At 74.2% G+C, this 16495-nt stretch carries 15 protein-coding genes; 5 read left to right on the forward strand and 10 right to left on the reverse strand.

The annotated features are described in order from the left end of the window. Position 1: 1 nt before the first annotated feature. The 4 genes from nuoK to nuoE are packed head-to-tail and all read right to left on the reverse strand — an operon-like array spanning position 2 to position 2787. Positions 2 to 313, reverse strand: coding sequence for an NADH-quinone oxidoreductase subunit NuoK (nuoK, locus tag WMF14_RS23645; RefSeq protein WP_437803865.1), 312 nt, complete (start codon positions 311 to 313; stop codon positions 2 to 4). After that, positions 313 to 951 (reverse strand): NADH-quinone oxidoreductase subunit J family protein, encoded by a 639-nt coding sequence (locus WMF14_RS23650; RefSeq protein WP_272093013.1) that lies wholly within the window; start codon positions 949 to 951, stop codon positions 313 to 315. The genes nuoK and WMF14_RS23650 overlap by 1 nt, the downstream gene beginning before the upstream one ends. Continuing rightward, a complete protein-coding gene (nuoF, locus tag WMF14_RS23655; protein ID WP_272093014.1) occupies positions 948 to 2300 on the reverse strand; it encodes an NADH-quinone oxidoreductase subunit NuoF in 1353 nt (450 codons plus the stop codon). The genes WMF14_RS23650 and nuoF overlap by 4 nt, the downstream gene beginning before the upstream one ends. Before the next feature lie 4 nt (positions 2301 to 2304). Further along, positions 2305 to 2787, reverse strand: a complete 483-nt coding sequence (gene nuoE, locus WMF14_RS23660; protein WP_272093015.1) for an NADH-quinone oxidoreductase subunit NuoE — start codon at positions 2785 to 2787, stop codon at positions 2305 to 2307. 349 nt (positions 2788 to 3136) lie between these two features. Here nuoE and WMF14_RS23665 point away from each other — a divergent pair, with 349 nt between their 5' ends. The 3 genes from WMF14_RS23665 to WMF14_RS23675 all read left to right on the forward strand — a co-directional run bounded on the left by WMF14_RS23665 (position 3137) and on the right by WMF14_RS23675 (position 5485). Continuing rightward, entirely contained in the window at positions 3137 to 3427 is a 291-nt protein-coding gene (locus WMF14_RS23665; protein WP_437803867.1) for a hypothetical protein, read from the forward strand. A 147-nt stretch (positions 3428 to 3574) separates the two neighbouring features. After that, the gene (locus tag WMF14_RS23670) at positions 3575 to 5008 is read left to right on the forward strand and encodes a zinc ribbon domain-containing protein (protein WP_272093017.1); all 1434 of its coding nucleotides are present in this window, start codon (positions 3575 to 3577) and stop codon (positions 5006 to 5008) included. A 123-nt stretch (positions 5009 to 5131) separates the two neighbouring features. Next, on the forward strand, positions 5132 to 5485 hold the full coding sequence (locus WMF14_RS23675; RefSeq protein WP_437803869.1) for a DUF2752 domain-containing protein: 354 nt from the start codon (positions 5132 to 5134) through the stop codon (positions 5483 to 5485). A gap of 161 nt (positions 5486 to 5646) precedes the next feature. Here the strand turns inward: WMF14_RS23675 and WMF14_RS23680 are convergent, their stop codons facing one another. Continuing rightward, the gene (locus tag WMF14_RS23680) at positions 5647 to 6213 is read right to left on the reverse strand and encodes a hemerythrin domain-containing protein (protein WP_437803872.1); all 567 of its coding nucleotides are present in this window, start codon (positions 6211 to 6213) and stop codon (positions 5647 to 5649) included. Between the two features lie 159 nt (positions 6214 to 6372). Further along, on the reverse strand, positions 6373 to 7437 hold the full coding sequence (locus tag WMF14_RS23685) for a serine/threonine-protein kinase (protein ID WP_437803873.1): 1065 nt from the start codon (positions 7435 to 7437) through the stop codon (positions 6373 to 6375). Positions 7438 to 7745: 308 nt separating this feature from the next. Here WMF14_RS23685 and WMF14_RS23690 point away from each other — a divergent pair, with 308 nt between their 5' ends. Beyond that, positions 7746 to 8300, forward strand: a complete 555-nt coding sequence (locus WMF14_RS23690) for an exonuclease domain-containing protein (RefSeq protein ID WP_437330892.1) — start codon at positions 7746 to 7748, stop codon at positions 8298 to 8300. Between the two features lie 25 nt (positions 8301 to 8325). On the opposite strand, the gene WMF14_RS23695 is transcribed toward WMF14_RS23690, so the two are convergent. Further along, entirely contained in the window at positions 8326 to 10809 is a 2484-nt protein-coding gene (locus WMF14_RS23695) for a hypothetical protein (RefSeq protein WP_437803875.1), read from the reverse strand. 33 nt (positions 10810 to 10842) lie between these two features. After that, positions 10843 to 12819, reverse strand: coding sequence for an ImmA/IrrE family metallo-endopeptidase (locus tag WMF14_RS23700; RefSeq protein ID WP_437803877.1), 1977 nt, complete (start codon positions 12817 to 12819; stop codon positions 10843 to 10845). Positions 12820 to 12955: 136 nt separating this feature from the next. Between WMF14_RS23700 and WMF14_RS23705 the strand changes: the two genes are divergently transcribed. Then, on the forward strand, positions 12956 to 13648 hold the full coding sequence (locus tag WMF14_RS23705; protein ID WP_437803879.1) for an HAD family hydrolase: 693 nt from the start codon (positions 12956 to 12958) through the stop codon (positions 13646 to 13648). A gap of 16 nt (positions 13649 to 13664) precedes the next feature. Here the strand turns inward: WMF14_RS23705 and WMF14_RS23710 are convergent, their stop codons facing one another. Further along, positions 13665 to 14885 (reverse strand): AAA family ATPase, encoded by a 1221-nt coding sequence (locus tag WMF14_RS23710; RefSeq protein ID WP_437803880.1) that lies wholly within the window; start codon positions 14883 to 14885, stop codon positions 13665 to 13667. Between the two features lie 693 nt (positions 14886 to 15578). After that, on the reverse strand, positions 15579 to 16418 hold the full coding sequence (locus tag WMF14_RS23715) for a helix-turn-helix domain-containing protein (protein WP_437803882.1): 840 nt from the start codon (positions 16416 to 16418) through the stop codon (positions 15579 to 15581). Positions 16419 to 16495 lie beyond the last annotated feature (77 nt).

The following is a 16495-nucleotide window of genomic DNA, read 5'->3' on the forward strand; positions in this document are numbered from 1 at the left end:
GCTAACTCCTCAGGAGATCGGCGTCGTCCGAGCGCATCGTCTTCCGGATGCGGTAGAACGCGAGCACGATCGCGAGACCGACTGCGGCTTCCGCCGCCGCGATGGCGATGACGAAGAAGGTGAAGATCTGCCCGGCGTGATCGTGCGGGTGCACGCGGTTGTACGCGACGAGCGTGAGGTTCACGGCGTTGAGCATCAGCTCGATGCTCATCAGGAGGACCAGGAGGTTCCTGCGCAGCAGGAAGCCGATCGACCCGATCACGAACAGCACCGCCGCGACGACGAGGTAGTAATCGATGGGGACGGAGATCATCAGTGCGGCTCCTTCGCCGACAGGGTGGCGTGCCCCGCGAGGGCGCCCGGCTGCGCGGCCCCCTGATCGCCCGGCTCCGGCGACGCGGTGTCCGGGCCTTCGCCGGCGGGCAGCAGCGTCGGGTCGACCTGCTTGCCGCGGGCGACGGCGACGGCGCCGATCACGGCGACGAGGAGCAGCGCGCCCGAGAGCTCGAACGGCACGATCCCCTTCGTGAAGAGCTCGTGCCCGAGCGCCTCGATGGTCCCGAGCGACTCGGGGGCGGCCGGGATGGCCGTGACCCCGGGCTTCGACGCGCTCGCGACCAGGGCGAGCGCGCCGATGCTGCTCGCCCCGAGGACGCCGGCGCCGACGTAGCGCGGCACCGCGGTGCGGGCGTCGCGCGGCGACGTCGCCGACGGGCCGAGGAGCATGATCACGAAGAGGAAGAGGATGACGATCGCGCCCGCGTACACGAGGATCTGGATCGCGGCGAGGAACTCCGCCGAGAGCATCAGGTAGAGCCCCGCGATGCCGACGATCGACGTGAGCAGGCCCATCGCGCCGCGGATCGGGTTCCTGGCCGCGACCGTGGCCAGGCCGCCGAGCAGGACGAGCAGCGACGCCAGCCCGAAGAAGGCGAACTCGAAGATTTTCACGGCGTGAGCACCCCTGTCGACGAGCGGCCCTTGGTCTGGATGTACGCCTCGAACTCCTTGCGGAACTTCCGGAGGAAGCCGAGCGCGGGCATCGCCGTGCCCTCGCCGAAGGCGCAGATGGTGTTGCCCATGATGTTGTCGGCGATCTCGTGCAGCCGATCGAGCTCCTCGAGCGTCCCCTCGCCGTGCACGATGCGATCGAGGATCCGGTGGATCCACGCGCTGCCCTCGCGGCACGGCGTGCACTGGCCGCACGACTCGTGGCGGTAGAAGCGCATCAGGTTGTGCATCGCGAGGACGGGGCACGCCTTGTCGCTGAGCACGATGGCGCAGCAGGTCCCGAGCATCGTCCCGAGCGCGCGGAACGTGTCCACGCCGAGCGGCACGTCGAGCACGCTCTGGCCGTGCCACGGGTGGAGCGGCGACTTGTCGCTCGGCGCGTTGACGACCTCGTCGGCGCGCAGGATCGGGCACGACGAGCCGCCCGGGATGACCGCGAGGAGCTTCCCGTGCTTCACGCCGCCGCCGTACTCGTAGATGAGGTCGCGGAGCGTGACGCCGACGGCCGCCTCGAAGATCCCGGGGTTGTTCACGTGGCCGCTCACGCCGAAGAGCCGGCAGCCGCCGTCCTTCAGGTGGTGCAGCGAGGAGAGCTTCGAGAAGTTCTCCCCCCCGAGCTCGAGCGCCGTGGGCACGGCCGCGATCGTCTCCAGGTTGTTCACGGTCGTCGGCATCCCGAACGCGCCGAACTGGGCGGGGAACGGCGGCTTGAGCCGCGGCTCGCCGCGCTTGCCCTCGAGCGAGTTGAGCAGCGACGTCTCCTCGCCGCAGATGTAGGCGCCGGCGCCGGTGTGGACGTAGACCTCGACGGGGTAGTCGATCCCGAACGGGCGCTTGCCGAGGTAGCCCTTCGCGCGCGCCTCCTCGATGGCGCCCCAGAGCCGCGCCTTCGAGAGGTGCAGCTCGTCGCGCACGTAGATGTACGCGGCGTGGGCGCCGATCCCGAAGCACCCGATGATGCACCCCTCGACGACCGCGTGAGGGTTCTTCTCCATCAGGGTGCGGTCCTTGAAGGTGCCGGGCTCGCCCTCGTCCGCGTTGATGACGAGGTAGTGCGGCCGCTCGGGCTTCGGGGGCCACGGCATGAAGCTCCACTTCACGCCCATCGCGAAGCCCGCGCCGCCGCGGCCGCGGATGTTCGCCGCCTTCATCTCCTCGACGAGCGCCTCGCGCGTCATCCCGAGGGCGCGCTTCGCCTGCTGGTAGCCGCCGCCCTTCTCGTAGACGGCGAGCTTGTGGCCGTCGGGCGTGTCGTAGTTCTTGGTCAGATAGCGCGTCAGCCGGAGCATCTCGTCACCTCGTCAACCGATCGAGGATCGCGTCCACCTTCTCGAGCGTGAGGCCCTCGTGGTAGTCGCGATCGACCTGCATCATCGGGGCGGTGCCGCACGAGGCGAGGCACTCTGCGGTGCGCAGCGTGATCCTCCCGTCCTTCGTGGTCTCGCCGGCGTGGATCCCGAGCCGCTTCTCACAGTGGTGGAGCACTTGGTCCGCGCCGTTCAGCGCGCAGCTCAGCGTCCGGCACACCCAGACCTGGTGCTTGCCGACGGGCTCCTTGTTGAAGAGCGTGTAGAAGGTCGCGACCCCCTGGACGTGCGCCGCCGAGAGGCCGAGCTGCTCGGCGACCCAGCGGAGCACCCGCTCGGAGACCCACCCCTCTTGTTCCTGGCAGAGGTGGAGCACGGGGATGCACGCGGCCTGGCGGTTCGGGTAGCGCGCGAGGATCTTCTCGAGCTCGGTTCGCCGCTCGGCGGTCAGAGCAAATTGTTCGGTCATGTCGGCTGTTGGCACGGTCCGCTGGCTCCCTGGGCGCGCCGCGCTCGCGGCGTGCCCGCTTCCACATGCAGTCGGGACCCCGCAACGCGGGTCCCTTTCAACGAGGGTCCGCCCGGCAGACCGGGCGCTACCTCGTGCGCCTCCGATCTGGAGGCGCCTGCCGGAGGCGGACAGCCCCGCGCACCGGCGGCCGGGCATTCGGTTGTCCGTCGTACGGAGCCGTCCCGAGGCGCGGGCACGCTAGTGAGCGACGGTGGTCACTGTCAAGGCGCGCCGGGGGGAAACATAAAGCGGACCACACAAAGCCTGCCGCTGCCCAGAAACCGGACCGCTCCCCCCCGAGGTGCTCGTGCCCTCAATCGTGGCCGTGCCCGCGTTCGCGTCCACGGCCGTGGCCGCGGACGTGCTCCTGGCCGTGGCCGTGGCCGTGGCCGTGGCCGTGGCCGTGGACGTGGTCGTGGTCGTGGTCGTGGTCGTGGTCGTGGTCGTGGTCGTGGACGTGGTCGTGGACGCGGACGTGGACGCGGACGTGGTCGTAGACGCGGCCCCCCGCCCCGCCCCGCCCCGCCCCGCCAGCCCCCGCCCCGCCCCGCCCCCCTCCTGGAGCACGTGGCCACGCGGTACTCCCTGGGTTTTCTGACGAAGACCGCGTAGCCTGCGGAGAAGTCCGCAGCGTTCTTCGTCTTTCACTTGAGAACCGGAACGCGCTTCAACTACCCTCGGCGCCCATTACGACGCGCAGGGGCGCGGATATCCGTAGCAGCGAACCCCCCGCCGGAGGTGGTGCGTGTTCTGTCCGAATTGTGGGACGCAAAACTCGGAAACGGCGTCCACGTGCACGAAGTGCGGCTACAACCTGAAGAGCGCGGCCGCGCCGAAGTTCAAGGGCACCATGCTGATGAGTCAGCCGTCCTCCGGGGCGGGCGCGGCGGGTCCGCGCGCGCCGGGGGCGCCTCCGCCTCCGGCGCCTCCGGCCGGAGCGCCGCCGGGCATGGCCGCGATCCCGAGCCCGCCGCAGGGCCTCGCGGGCACGGTGGTCGGTGTCCCGCCGGCGGGGCTCGGCGCTTCGGCGGGGCCTCCCCCTGCCCCGCCGCCTCCCGGGATGGGCTACGGCTCGCCGCCCCCCGGCGGGCAGCAGCCGTCTGGCCCGGCCTTCGGCGGCGCGGCCGCGAGCCCGTCCGGCGGCTATGCGCCGTTCGGCCAGCAGCCCCAGGGCGTCAACCCGCTCGGCGGCACCATGGCGATCGACCAGCTGCCCGGATACGGCGCCCCGGGCCAGCCGCCCGGGGGCGCAGGCGCGCCGGCCGGCGCGTTTCCTCCGCCCGGCGGCTACGGGCAGCCCCCGCAGGGCGGCCCGGCCGGGAATCCTTTTGGACCGCCCCCGGGCCAGGACCCGATGGGCGGCCTCGGCGGCGCGCCTCCCGGCTACGGGCAGCCGCCCGGCTACGGGCAGCCGCCCGGTTACGGGCAGCCGCCCGGCTACGGGCAGCCGCCTGGCGGCGCGCCTCCCGGCTACGGGCAGCCGCCCGGCGGCGCGCCTCCCGGCTACGGGCAGCCTCCGCAGCACGGCGCCAGCGGGTACGGTCCGCCTCCGGGCCAGGACCCGATGGGCGGCGGCTACGGCAGCCCTCCGGGCGGCGGCTACGGCAGCCCTCCGGGCGGCAGCTACGGCGGCCCTCCGGGCGGCGGCTACGGCGGCTCGCCGGCTGGCGGCTACGGCAGCCCTCCGGGCGGCGGCTACGGCGGCTCGCCCGGCGGCAGCTACGGCAGCCCTCCGGGCGTGAGCGATCCCGGCTACGGCGGGTCGCCCGGCGGCGCTCAGATGTCGGCGCCCGGCCAGTTCGGCCAGGCGGCCAGCAACCTGGGCGTGTACGGCGGCGGCGGCTCGATGGCCCCGGGCGCGAAGGGTGAGACCCGCAACCCGGTCACCGTGTGCGTGATCGGGATGGTCTGCTTCCTCTACGCCATCTGGCAGATGTGGGCGATGCTCAACGAGCTCCAGCAGGCGACGAAGGACCCCGAGTTCAAGCCCTGGTACCTCTTCATCCCGTTCCTCAACTACTACTTCCTCTGGGTGAAGGTGCCGGAGCAGGTGACCCGGGCCAAGCAGATGGCTGGCTCGCGCAATCAGCAGGCCGAGGGCATCGTGCTCTACGTCTTCCTCCCGCTCTACGCGCTCGCGAAGGACCTCAACGAGGTCTGGGACCCGAACGCCGGCTGACCCGCGCCGCGGTCCTCCGCCGTGTCGCCGTCCAGCTCGACCGAAGCCAGTCCGCCCGCTCCGTCGGCCCTGTCCCGATGGAGCGCGGCGCACGCGCGCGGCCGCGCCGCGCGACTAGGCACGGTGGCGGCGGTGCTCGGGATCCTCGTCGCGTGCGGCGCCCCGCTCTGCCCGTTCGCGATCGTCACCCACCACCCCTGCCCCGGCTGCGGGCTCACGCGCGCGACGCTCGCCCTCGCGCAGGGCCACCTCGCGGACGCGCTGCGGCTCCACCCCCTCTCCCCGGTCATGGCGCCGCTCGTGATCGCCGCGCTCGCGTACAACGCGGCGATCTACGTGAAGGACGGCCGCATCGCGGCCGCCGAGGGGATGCAGGGCGCGTGGGTCACGCGGCTCGGCATCGCGCTCGCGATCCTGATGCTCACCGTCTGGATCGCGCGCTTCTTCGGCGCGTTCGGCGGCCCCGTCCCTGTGTAGAGCCAAGCCCGACCGCGTCGCCCCCATGCCGCGCAGAGCGGCGGTCACCCGCACAGGAGACGGGCCCAGATCGGCGTTTTCGGCGCGGAAGCGCACTCCGGTGCGCTGAGCACCGAAAACGTCGAGATGGGTCCGTATCCGAAGCGGGTGACCGTCGCTCTCTAGCAGCCGCGGACGCGGAGCGCTTCGCCCCGGCGCCGCGACACCGGGCGCAGGGTGCGCACGGCGTGGGCGCCGCGCCGGGGCCAGCCGCGCTGCGAGCGCGCGAGCGGGGTGCCCGCGGGCACGCCGACGCGCAGCAGCACCTCGTAAGCGCGCTCCAGATCGCTGCCGATCACGTCGAGCTGCTCGTCCGTCAGGCCCCGCTTCGCCTTGGGGAACAGGACGTCCTCCTCCTCGTCGGCGTGGTGGGCGAAAATGTCCCGCAGGAGCCGGAGCCGCGCCTCGAAGCGCACATCGGTCACGCGCGTGCGCAGCAGGTTGTCCGCCGCGAAGCGCGCGAGGCCGTGCTTCTCGTACGCGTCGTGGAGCGGCTTCCTGTCGCCGGCCATCCGCTCGGCACACACCGGGTAGAGGTACGTCTCCTCGATGCGTACGTGCGCATCGATCATCCGGGAGAGCTGCGCGACCATCGATGTCCGGAGGCCCGGGCTGGGCTCGGCGGCGATGCGCGCCATCAGGGCGCTGACTTCGAGATGCTGCTGCTCCAAGAGATCGAGTGCGTCCATGGGGTTCCCCTCGCGTGAAGCTCACCGCCTCGCGCCGCCGCGCTTGAGCAGCGCGTGCACAGCCCCGGATCGCGGTGCCGGGCGGCGCGGTGCAGGCGGCACCGTCGTGGCAAGGAGCGGGCCGGCGCTGGGGCGCGCGGTGCGCGGGCGCTGCCTTGGCTACACCGGCACGCCGGCGAGGGCGTCGCGCATCGCCGAGGCGCTGGGGAAGCGGTGGTCGGGGTGCTTGGACAGGGCCCGCGAGAGCACCTCGTCGAGCACGCGCGGGACGTCACGGCGCTCCCGCCGGAGGGGCACGGGCGCGGACCGCACGATCGCGACGAGCACGTCGAGATCGCCCCGGCCCCGGAAGGGGAGCTTGCCCGAGAGCGCGTAGTAGATGAGCAGCGCGGCCGCGAACAGGTCGCTCCGCTCGGTGATCGCGCGGCTCCGCATCGCCTGCTCGGGCGACATGAAGAGCAGCGTGCCGACGAGCGACCCGGGGCTGTCCGGCGTCACGCCGTCGCCCGTGTCGACGCCGGGCTCGTGCGCGAAGCCGAGATCGATGAGCTTGACCGTCGTCGCGCCCTCCCCTGCCCCTGCGCCCCGCGCCCCGGGCACGAGCAGGATGTTGCCGGGCTGGAGGTCGCGGTGGACGACCTTCGCCGCGTGCATCGCCGCGAGCCCGGCGAGGATCTGATCCGCGAGGGCGAGCGCGCGGCCGATCGGCAAGGGCCCGCGCTGCCGGACCTCCTCGCTCAGCGTGACGCCGTCGAAGAGCGGCATCACGAAGAACGGCCGCCCGTCCTCGAGGCGCCCCTCGCCGAGCACGGGGCAGACGTTCGGGTGGTCGATGCGGCGGGCGAGCCGCACCTCGCGGGCGAACCGGCCCTCGATCCCGGAGTCCCCCGCGTGCACGCGCCGGAGCGCCTTGAGGGCGACCGGCTCCCCCGTCGCGACGCGGCGGGCCGCGTACACAGCGCCCATGCCCCCCTCGGCGATGAGCCGCTCGATGTGCAGTCCGTGCTCTGTACGACCGACGAGCGGGTCGACCGCCAGCCGCCCACACGCCGGGGCCCCCGTGGTGATCCCGCCTACCGCCCCGGCGCCACGCCCCGCCGGGAGCCCCTTCGGCGCCCCCCGCTCGCGGCCGGCGTGGCGGACGATCCCGGAACGAGGCAGCTGTCGCTCCTCGGCCGGATCGCGGCCCGCGTCGGCAGGGTCAGGCAGCGCCTCAGCGATCATGGACCTCTCCCTGGCCGAACCGGAGGAGCAACGCAGTTGGGAGCCAGGATTCACGTAGAGAACCTCGTCAGAAATTACCTGACGAGTGTCCATGGACCAGGCCCGCCAAGCAAGCGGATTGGGTGCCTAAACGACCAACGACGTGTGGGTGCACCTCCGGCTTATGTCCCGTTTCTACTCAGTTTTTGCCCGGACGAAGCGAACCGCCCAAGGCGTTTCCGGACGGTCGGGAAAATCCTGAAGGAAATTGCGTCCCGATCCCCGTTACCTTCGCAGCGCACTCATCACTACATGCCGAGGACGACGACGTGGCGAAGCGTCTTGATCTCATTCTCGTGATCGACGTGGAATCGACCTGCTGGGACGGCGACCCGCCGCCGGGCGAGGAGAACGAGATCATCGAGATCGGCGTGTGCCCGCTGGAGGTCGCCTCGTGCCGGCGCCGGGAGCGGCGCTCGATCCTGGTGCGCCCGGAGCGCTCGCGCGTGAGCCCGTTCTGTACGGCGCTCACGACGCTGACGCAGGCGGATGTCGACGCGGGCGTGTCGTTCAGGGACGCGTGCGCGACGCTCCGGAGCGAGCTCAAGGCGCAGGATCGCCTCTGGGCGAGCTACGGCGACTACGACCGGCGCATGTTCGAGCGGCAGTGCCAGTCGCGCGGCGTGCCGCTCCCGTTCGGGCCGAGCCACCTCAACGTGAAGAGCCTGTTCGCGGTGACGCACGCGCTGTCGCGCGAGGTGGGGATGGCCGAGGCCCTGGAGCGCGCTGGCCTGCCGCTCGCGGGCACGCACCACCGGGGCGTCGACGACGCTCACAACATCGCGGGCCTGCTCGCGCACCTCCTGCTGGCCGCGCGGCGGTGACGCCGGCGCCGGCGACGCCGCACGCTCACGCGATCGGCGCCGCCTCGAGGGCCTCGGGCCGCGGCCCTGCGGCGTCCCGGGGCGGCGGATCGCTCGCGGCGGCGCCTCCGGACGGCGCCGCTCGCTCGTCGTCGCCCGCGGCGGTCGCCCCGGCCGCGGCGGGCGGCACGGTCGCCGCGGCGAGGAGGTAAGCGAGGCCCGCGCCGAGCAGCAGGGCGCTGTAGCCGAGGTTCAGCGCGCACAGCGCCCCGAGGGCCATCCCGGTCGCGCCCGCGAGGGCGCAGAGCGCCCAGCACCACGGCAGCAGCGCCGGCGAGACCGAGTCCACGATCTTGACCCCGAGCGGCGCGAGCGAGCCCGCGAGCACGCCGAACGGAACGAGGATCGCGATGGCGAGGATCGCGCGCGGGAAGGTCCCGAGCCCGAGGCCCCACCGCGCGAGCGGCACGAGCCCCACCGCCGAGAGCGCCGCGGCCACGGCGAGCGCCTCCGCCACCCTCCCGGAGACCGCCGTCGCGGCGCCCGGGGGCACCCGGGCGGTGAGGAAGCCGCCCACGCCGGCCGAGACAAGGAGGATCACGAGGACGGCGGGGAGCTCGTGCGCGGGCAGGTCGAGGAGGAGGAGACCATGCCGGAGCACGGCGAGCTCGACGAGCGCAAACCCCGCGCCGATCGCGGCGAAGAATGCGAGCGCTCTGGCGGGCGGCGCCGACGACGACGCGAGGGCCGCGGCGTCGTGGGGCGCGAGGCGCGCGCGCAGACGGCGCGCGGCGAGCGCCGGGAGCAGCACGCCGAGCGCGAAGAGCGCCGCGCCGACGGCGAGCAGCAGCGCGAGCGCGAAGAGCGCCGTTTGCCCGGCGCGGAGGGCTCCGACGTCGCCGAGCACCGCGGGCAGGCGGCGCGCCGGGACGGTGTACGCGAAGAACGGCCTGTCGTCGGTGGGCGGCGTCAGATCGGCCTCCGCGGCCGCGCCCTCGGCGGCCGCGCCCTCGGCGCCGCGCGCGGCCACCGCGGAGGCCGAGGGCGCGGCCGCCGCGACGAGCAGGCTGCGGACCGGGGTCGCCGGGCGGTCGGGGGCGAGGACCTCCGAGAACTTGTGCTTGCGGCAGTGGCGGCGCAGGGCGTCGACGTCCTCGCGCGCGAGCGGCGTGCGCCGGGCGAGGAGCGCGGTCTTCTGCGCGGCGCTGCACGCGAAGAGGTGGTCCTTCGGCGCGGCGACGCCCGCGCGGCGCAGCGCCGCGGCCGCGAGGGAGAGCAGCCGATCGAAGTCCGCGTCCGCGCGGACCAGGACGAGCGTGCCCTCGGGCAGGAGGCGCGAGAAGAGGTCCCCGACGCCCTCGAGCGTGAGGAGCCGGCTCTCCGAGAGCGCGAGCGCGCCGGTCGTCGACGCCTCGACCGTGTCGGTCGACGGGATCACGATGTTCCTGAAGAGCAGCGGCGTGCGCCTGGCGAAGCTCCGCCCGTCGCTCACCACGAGGTGGACCTCGGGCTTGTCGAACAGGTTGCCGCTGAACGCGGCGTACTTCCCGCGCATCACCTCGAGGACGCCGCGGTCGCCCTCGACGGCGACAACGTCCTTCTGCCCGGCCTTGAGCGCGACGCGCACGTCGCGCCCGCCCCCGGCGCCGACGACGAGCGCGGGGCCCTGGTCCTTGTGCAGCGCGTACGCCATGTCCTCGGGCTGCGGCGGGGGCGTCGTCTTCGCGTCGAGGATCGGGCTCGCCGCGGCGCCGCCGAGCCGCATCAGCGCCGCGCCGGCCTTCGGTCGATCGACGGTGATCAGCGAGCGCTCGGTCCAGGCCTCGAGCTCGGTCCGGTCGGGCGACGCCCGGCGGATGCCGGCGAGCCGTAGCCACGGGGCGCCGACGTCGCCTGCGAGCAGCACGAAGGAGCCGAGCACGAACGTGGCGACGAGGCCGCCGGGCGCCCGCTCCTCGCCCTCGCAGCAGCGCGACCCGAGGTAGAAGAAGATGCCCGCCACGGCGAAGAAGATCGCCGCCGCGAGCGCGGCGCGGGGCGCGCCTGCGCGGAGCGCGCCGGCCGCGGCGAGCCCGCCGAGCGCGCCGCCGGCGAGATCGAGCAGGTAGAGCCGGGGCATCTCGCGCGCCGCGTGCCGGATCGCGGCCGCGAGCGCGAGGCCCGCGAGCGCGAACGGGACCGTGGAGGCCGCGTAGCACAGCGCGAGCCACGGGAGCGACCCCGGCGCGGGGACGGACAGGGGCTCGCGGTGCGCGAGCAGGATGACTGTGGCGAGGGTCGCGCCCGACGCGAGCGAGGCGAGGATCGCCATGCGGGCGAAGAGCGCCGGCGGGCGTGCGAGCGACGGGACGACGTAGAGCAGCGCGCCGCCCACGCCCGCGCCGACGAGCGACAGCGAGAGCGCGAGGAACGCGTGGGCCTCGCCGAACAGCGCCGCGTAGATCCGCGCGAGCGAGATCTCGAGCAGGACCGAGGCGCACGCGAGGGCTGCGACGCCGCTGAAGAGGCCGCTCCGCTGGGGGACCCGCATGGGCCCGCTCCTACCACAGCGCGAAGCGGCCTTTCACCTCTCTCGACCGAGCGGGGCGAGCGGCCACGGCGCGAGCAGCGGCACGGGGCCGCTCGGCCGGAACCCGGGCGCGCCGCCCGGCGCTTCCGCCGCGGCCCCCGCCGGAGGCGCCCCCCCGCCGCGCGGGGGGGGCCCGCCCGGGCGCGGGTCCGCCGCGTCGCTCTGTTGCCCCGGTCGCGGCGCTGCCGCGCCGCTCTGGTGACCCAGGCGCGGGTCTGCCGCGCCGCTTTGTCGGATCGCGCGCGCGCACTCGTCGACGGTGAGGCGGCGCGGCCCGTACGCCGAGGCGTTGGCCGCGTCGGCGTCCATCAGCCGGGTCGGCGTGTCGATCCCGAAATCGTCCGGGTGCCCCGGCTCGTCGAGCAGCACGTGGCCGAGCTCGTGCGCCAGCGCGAACGACGCGCGATCCGCGCGCAGGCCGGCGCGATCCTCGATGATCGTGTTCCGGATCGCCCCGCCGTCGGCGAAGATGAACGACTCGCCGATCCGCCCGCCGCCCGCGAAGCTCGGGACCATCACGACGTCCACGGTCGCGGGGTCGCCGTCGTCGAACGCCTTGAGCAGCGCCCGCTCCTCGACCGTGCCGGCGATGGCGTCCGTGTCGCTGAAGTGCTGGAGGCCGTCGTCGAGATCCACGGCGCCGATGCACGCCGTGAGCGTCGCGTCGGTGCTCAGCGCTCCCGCCGCCGGCGGCTCGATGGTCGCGAGCGCGCCGCCCGGCCGCCGCACGAGCACGTCGGTGGTCCCGTAGGCGCCCGCGCCGATCGCCGGGTTGTCGGAGAGCCGCACCGAGAACCCCGCCGCGCCGATCGCCGCGGCGACGGCCCGGGCCGCCGCGTCGGGGCGCGCGCGGGGCGCGATCGCCGCGGTCACCTCGTGGCCGTCGACGCGCACCCGGATCGCGCCGCCGCTGGCCGGCAGGCCGTGGTCGCAGCCGATCGCGAGCAGGTGCGGGCGCGGCGGATCGACGAAGGTGACGTCGAGCGCCTCGGGCGGGCCGAAGCTCACGCCGCACGCGCCCCAGAGGGCGTTCGCCCGCTCGACCTCCGCGCGCGCGATGGCGAGCGCGCCGGCGTCGTCCCCGCCCATCGGCGGCGGGCCGCCGGCGCGGGGGCGCACCATGACGATCCGGAGGCGCGCGCGCGTGCGCCCGAGCGGCCCGAGCGGCGAGGAGCGCGGGCCGGCGATGCGGATCATCTGGACCTTCGGCCCGCCGGGCAGGGCGACGACGAGCGCCCCGCCGACCTCGCCCTTCACGGAGCGATCGACGATCATCGGGTGGTTGCGATCGATGTCGTCCGCGACCGCCCGCAGGGGGCGCGTCGATCCGCACACGAGGCCCGGCGGCACGTCGTCCGGGCACCGCACGTGGCCGAGCGGCACGTCGGGCAGGCGATCGATCACCCCGCCCGACGGCGCGGCGGAGTGGACGTCGAGGGTGAGCGGCAGATCCTCGGGCGCGCCGATGACGAGCAGCCGGATCGCGTCGGGATCGTCGAGGTTCGCGAACGGATCGTCGCCGAGCCGGTCCGGCGGCGTCCGCTGAAGCGAGGCGTGGGAGCGCGCCATGTCGATGCGCCGCCCGGCGCCGTCGATCGCGCGCACCTCGAACGCGCTGATCGTCCGCGCCTCGCCGAAGAGCGCGATCTCGCTGCGCCCGGCGCGGACCGCCTGGATCTCGACCCGGCGGGCGCCCGCGGGGATCGCCGCGCCGGGCTTGACCGGGCTGCCGTCGACGAGGAGCCGCAGGCCCGCGGGGATCGCCGCGGGCGCCTGGCTCGCCCCGCGCGGCGCGCGCAGCGCGAGGAGCTCCGGGGCGGGCGGCACTCGAGGCTGCTCGCCGTCCGGCACGCCGTCGGCGTCGTCGTCGTCCAGATCGACGGCGACCAGCGCGGGCTCGGCCGCTCGGGCGCTGGCCGGGCCGAGGAGCCCGCCGAGGAGGATCGCGAGTGCAGACAGCCGCCCATTCATGTCGTCATCGCCCTGCCCGCTCGCCCTCCCCGGCCAGTCTATCGCGACTCCGGCCGAGCGCAGCCGGCGCGGCGCGATGGGGCCGTCGGGAGCCCTCCGATGGCGGTGCGTCCCGCCCTGCGCCACGTGTCGCGCCATGGTCAGCGTCAGCGCCGTCATTTTCGGTGTCGACGGCACGATCCTCGACACCGTCGATCTGCACGCGGCCGCCTGGCAGCAGGCCTTCCGGCGGTTCGGCCGCGAGGTCCCGCGGGAGAAGCTGCGCAGCCAGGTCGGCAAGGGCGCGGACCAGCTGCTGCAGACGTTCCTCTCGCCCGAGGAGCTCGGCTGGATCGGCGCCGGCATCTCGTCGCTGCGCGACCAGATCTACGGGCGCGAGCTCCTCCCGGGCGCCCGGGCGTTCCCGTGTGTGCGCGAGCTGCTCCAGCGCGTCGCGCGCGACGGGCGCCGGATCGTGCTCGCCTCGCCGACGCCGCGCGGCGAGCTCGACGCGAGCGTCGAGCTCGCCCGGGTGGGCGATCTGGTCTCGTGGACGGTATCGGCCGACGACGCGGACAGATCGAAGCCGCGCCCCGACGTCCTCGAGGCCGCGCTCGATCGGCTCGGCAGCGTCGATCCTCGCGAGGTCGTGCTCGTCGGCGACGCGCCGTCGGACGCCGAGGCCGCGGCGAAGCTCGGCCTCCTCTCGGTGGGGCTCCTCTGCGGAGGCTTCCCCGAGATGGAGCTCCTCGAGGCCGGGTGCGCGGCGATCTACCTCGATCCGGAGGATCTCCTCGCGCGCTACGGCGCGTCGCCGCTCGCGCCGCCGGGGGAGCGGCTCGCGTCGTGACGGCGCCCGGGCGGGCTCAGGAGACACCGGGCGGGCGCCCCGCGCGCGCCGCCAGGGAGCGCTCGCTCTCCGGGCCGCCGAGGCGCTCCCAGAGCGCCCTCCGCCGCGGCTCGTCGATGGACGACGCGGCGGTCGAGCCGTCGCGGCGCTCCACCGAGTAGACGGCGTCGGGCGGCAGGAGGTCGAGGAGCGCGGGGCTCTCGGTCGTGAGCAGGAGCTGACGCTGGGCGGACGCGCCGCGCAGGTACTCGAGGAGCGCGGGGAGCGCGGCGCGATCGACGCCCGCGTCCGGGTGCTCGAAGCCCGCGAACACGAGCGGGGGCTCCTGCGAGAGCGCCGTGACCATGGCGGCGAGCCGCAGCGTGGCGTCCGGCTCCTCCGCGGCGGCCCGCCAGCGCTCGCGCCCGTCGCCGTCGACGCCGTGGCGCAGCTCCGGGACCAGGTACCCGCCGGACGAGGACGCGCGGGCGCCGTCGACGTCGCCGATCACCTGGGACAGCCCCGCGAGGAACTGCTCCTGCCATCGCTCCTTCGCGAGCGCGCGGAGGACCGAGCCCCAGTTGTCGCCGCTCGCCTTGAGGCGCCGGGAAGCGCTGAGCTTCTGGGGCGAGCGCAGCGTGCGCGGCGCGAGGGAGTAGAGGACCGCCCGGCGCAGCTCGTCGAGCATCGGCGTGAGCGGTCCATCGGAGAGCAGCGGCAGGACGAGCTTCGTGCCGCTCACGGCGATGGGGGCGACGCCGCGGTACGCGAGCGTGCCGCTGCGCCCCTTGTCCTTGCGCGAGAACCCCTTCGGGCTGCCCTTCAGCCGATCGAAGGAGACCTCGGGCGCGTCGCTGCCGGCGTCGAAGACCTCGCGCAGCCCCGGCTTGACCAGCCGCGTGAGCGCGCTGCGCTGCCACCACGCGGCCGTCTCGCTCTTGACGCGCGCCTCGCCCTCCCGCTCGCCCGGCGCGAGCTGCACGAGCCAGAACCCGTGGCCCTCGGTCCTGGAGACCGCGACCCCGAGCGTGGTGAGCGCGCCGTCGCCGCGAGCGCCCGCCAGCGCGCCGCCGCTGCGCCGGTTCGCCGCCGCGAGATCGAACGCCCCGTTGGCGCACTCGGCGAGGAACCGCACCGCATCGAGCAGGCAGCCCTTCCCCGAGCCGGGCGGACCGACGAGCGCGGTCAGCGACCCGAGCGTGAGCTCGAGCCCGGGTCCGACGCTGCCGTAGTTGCTGACGTAGACGTGGGTGATCATCGCGGCCCTGAGCCTCGGTTCGACGACGTCCACCCCCCTGCCGGCGCTACGGGTCCGCGGCCCGGGGGCGCCGGGGAGACCTTCCGGGACGCGGGAGAGACCTTCCGGAACGATGGAGAGACCTTCCGGGGCGTTAGAAAGACCCTCCGGGACGCGAGAGAAACGGTCTGGGTGGCTAGAGAGCCCCTCCGGGACGCTCGAACGACCTCCGGGAACCCCAGAACGACCTCCAGGGACACGCCGCCGCGCTCCCGGGGTGCGTCGCAGCGCGCTTCCGGGACATGGCTCCCCGCTGTCGGGACATGGCGCCGAGCTCCAGGGACATCACGTCGAGCTCCAGGGACGTCACGTCGGGCTCCAGGGACACCCGGACGGCGTGGGAGAGGTCCCTGGAACGCTACGTCCTTCGCGCCACGGAGAGAGCCTCCCGTCCGAGCAGGCCATCGCCCGTCAAGGGCCGGCGATACGCGGCCGTCGGTCTCGGTACCGTCCTGAAAATCTCCGATGCGCCCCACCCGACGAGGATCATCGAACGCCTCGCCAGCGATGTCCGCAACAAGATCCTTGCGGAAGGAGCACCGCCCCGCGATGCGAGGCGATCGCCCCCGCAGGATCGTAAGGCCCGGCACGTAATCGCGCCGGCGCCCCGCGATCCGCGCGCTCGCACCGAACGCCATGGAGCCCTTGGAGCGTTCACCCGCGGCTTCCGCCTGAGCCGCTGACCTCGCCGGTCGAGCGTCGCTTCATGAACGCCACCGGCGAGAGCCCCGCGAGCTCACGGAACTCCCTGACCAGGTGCGGCTGATCGCAGTACCCGCTCGCAAGGGCGAGCTCCGACCACGACCCCCGGGCGACCTGCGCGTTCGAGACGACGCGCTGGAAGCGGGCGATGCGCGCGTACTGCTTCGGCGAGACGCCGACGGTCGCAACGAAGGCGCGCCGCAGGTTCCGCGGGCTGACATGGAGCGCGCTCGCCGTCTCTTCGACGGTGACCCCTCCGAGCGAGAGCTTCCGGAGCGCGGCGCGCGCCACGGCCGCCGACGCGGGCTCGAACACGTCGGGACCGAGCATGCGGCCTTCGAGGGCGCGCTCGATCGCCTCCAGGCGAGCTCGCGCGGGGTCCAGCGTGACGCCGGTCCCGACCGCCACCAGCTGCTCGAGCAGGGCGTCGGCGCCTCGGCCCCAGAGATCGCGCGCAGGGACGATGCGATCGACGAGCTCGTCCATCGGCACACCGAAGAAGGGGTACGCGCCGCCGGGTCGAAAGATCACCTGCACCGCGAGCAGGAAGCGCGGCACGCGCTTGTACACGGCGCGCGTCTTGGGCCCGAGGACGACGATGTCGGCGCGGTCCGCGTCGAGCAGGCGAAAGACCAGCGACGTCGTGCCGTCGGGCAGCAGGTCGAGGTTCGTGATCGGCGGCGCGCTGGCGCGGACGGCGACGACGAAATTGCGGAGCACGCGCGACGCCGGCGCGCCGACGTCCGGGCGCGGGGCGCGCCGCGCGACGGCCTGTTCGATCGATCCCAGCACGACGCGATCGTGCGCTCGCCCCGGGCCGCCATCAACCCACCCGGCCCCGTCCCGGCCGTTTCCTCCAAGATTGAACG

The organism is Sorangium sp. So ce693 (assembly GCF_051521375.1).
Classification (GTDB): Bacteria; Myxococcota_A; Polyangia; order Polyangiales; family Polyangiaceae; genus Sorangium; species Sorangium atrum.

Coding starts and splice junctions, on each gene's coding strand:
- nuoK (WP_437803865.1), bottom strand. CDS start 313: ATGATCTCCGTCCCCATCGATTACTACCTCGTCGTCGCGGCGGTGCTG.
- nuoF (WP_272093014.1), bottom strand. CDS start 2,300: ATGCTCCGGCTGACGCGCTATCTGACCAAGAACTACGACACGCCCGAC.
- nuoE (WP_272093015.1), bottom strand. CDS start 2,787: ATGACCGAACAATTTGCTCTGACCGCCGAGCGGCGAACCGAGCTCGAG.
- WMF14_RS23680 (WP_437803872.1), bottom strand. CDS start 6,213: ATGGACGCACTCGATCTCTTGGAGCAGCAGCATCTCGAAGTCAGCGCC.
- WMF14_RS23685 (WP_437803873.1), bottom strand. CDS start 7,437: ATGATCGCTGAGGCGCTGCCTGACCCTGCCGACGCGGGCCGCGATCCG.
- WMF14_RS23695 (WP_437803875.1), bottom strand. CDS start 10,809: ATGCGGGTCCCCCAGCGGAGCGGCCTCTTCAGCGGCGTCGCAGCCCTC.
- WMF14_RS23700 (WP_437803877.1), bottom strand. CDS start 12,819: ATGAATGGGCGGCTGTCTGCACTCGCGATCCTCCTCGGCGGGCTCCTC.
- WMF14_RS23705 (WP_437803879.1), top strand. CDS start 12,956: ATGGTCAGCGTCAGCGCCGTCATTTTCGGTGTCGACGGCACGATCCTC.
- WMF14_RS23710 (WP_437803880.1), bottom strand. CDS start 14,885: ATGATCACCCACGTCTACGTCAGCAACTACGGCAGCGTCGGACCCGGG.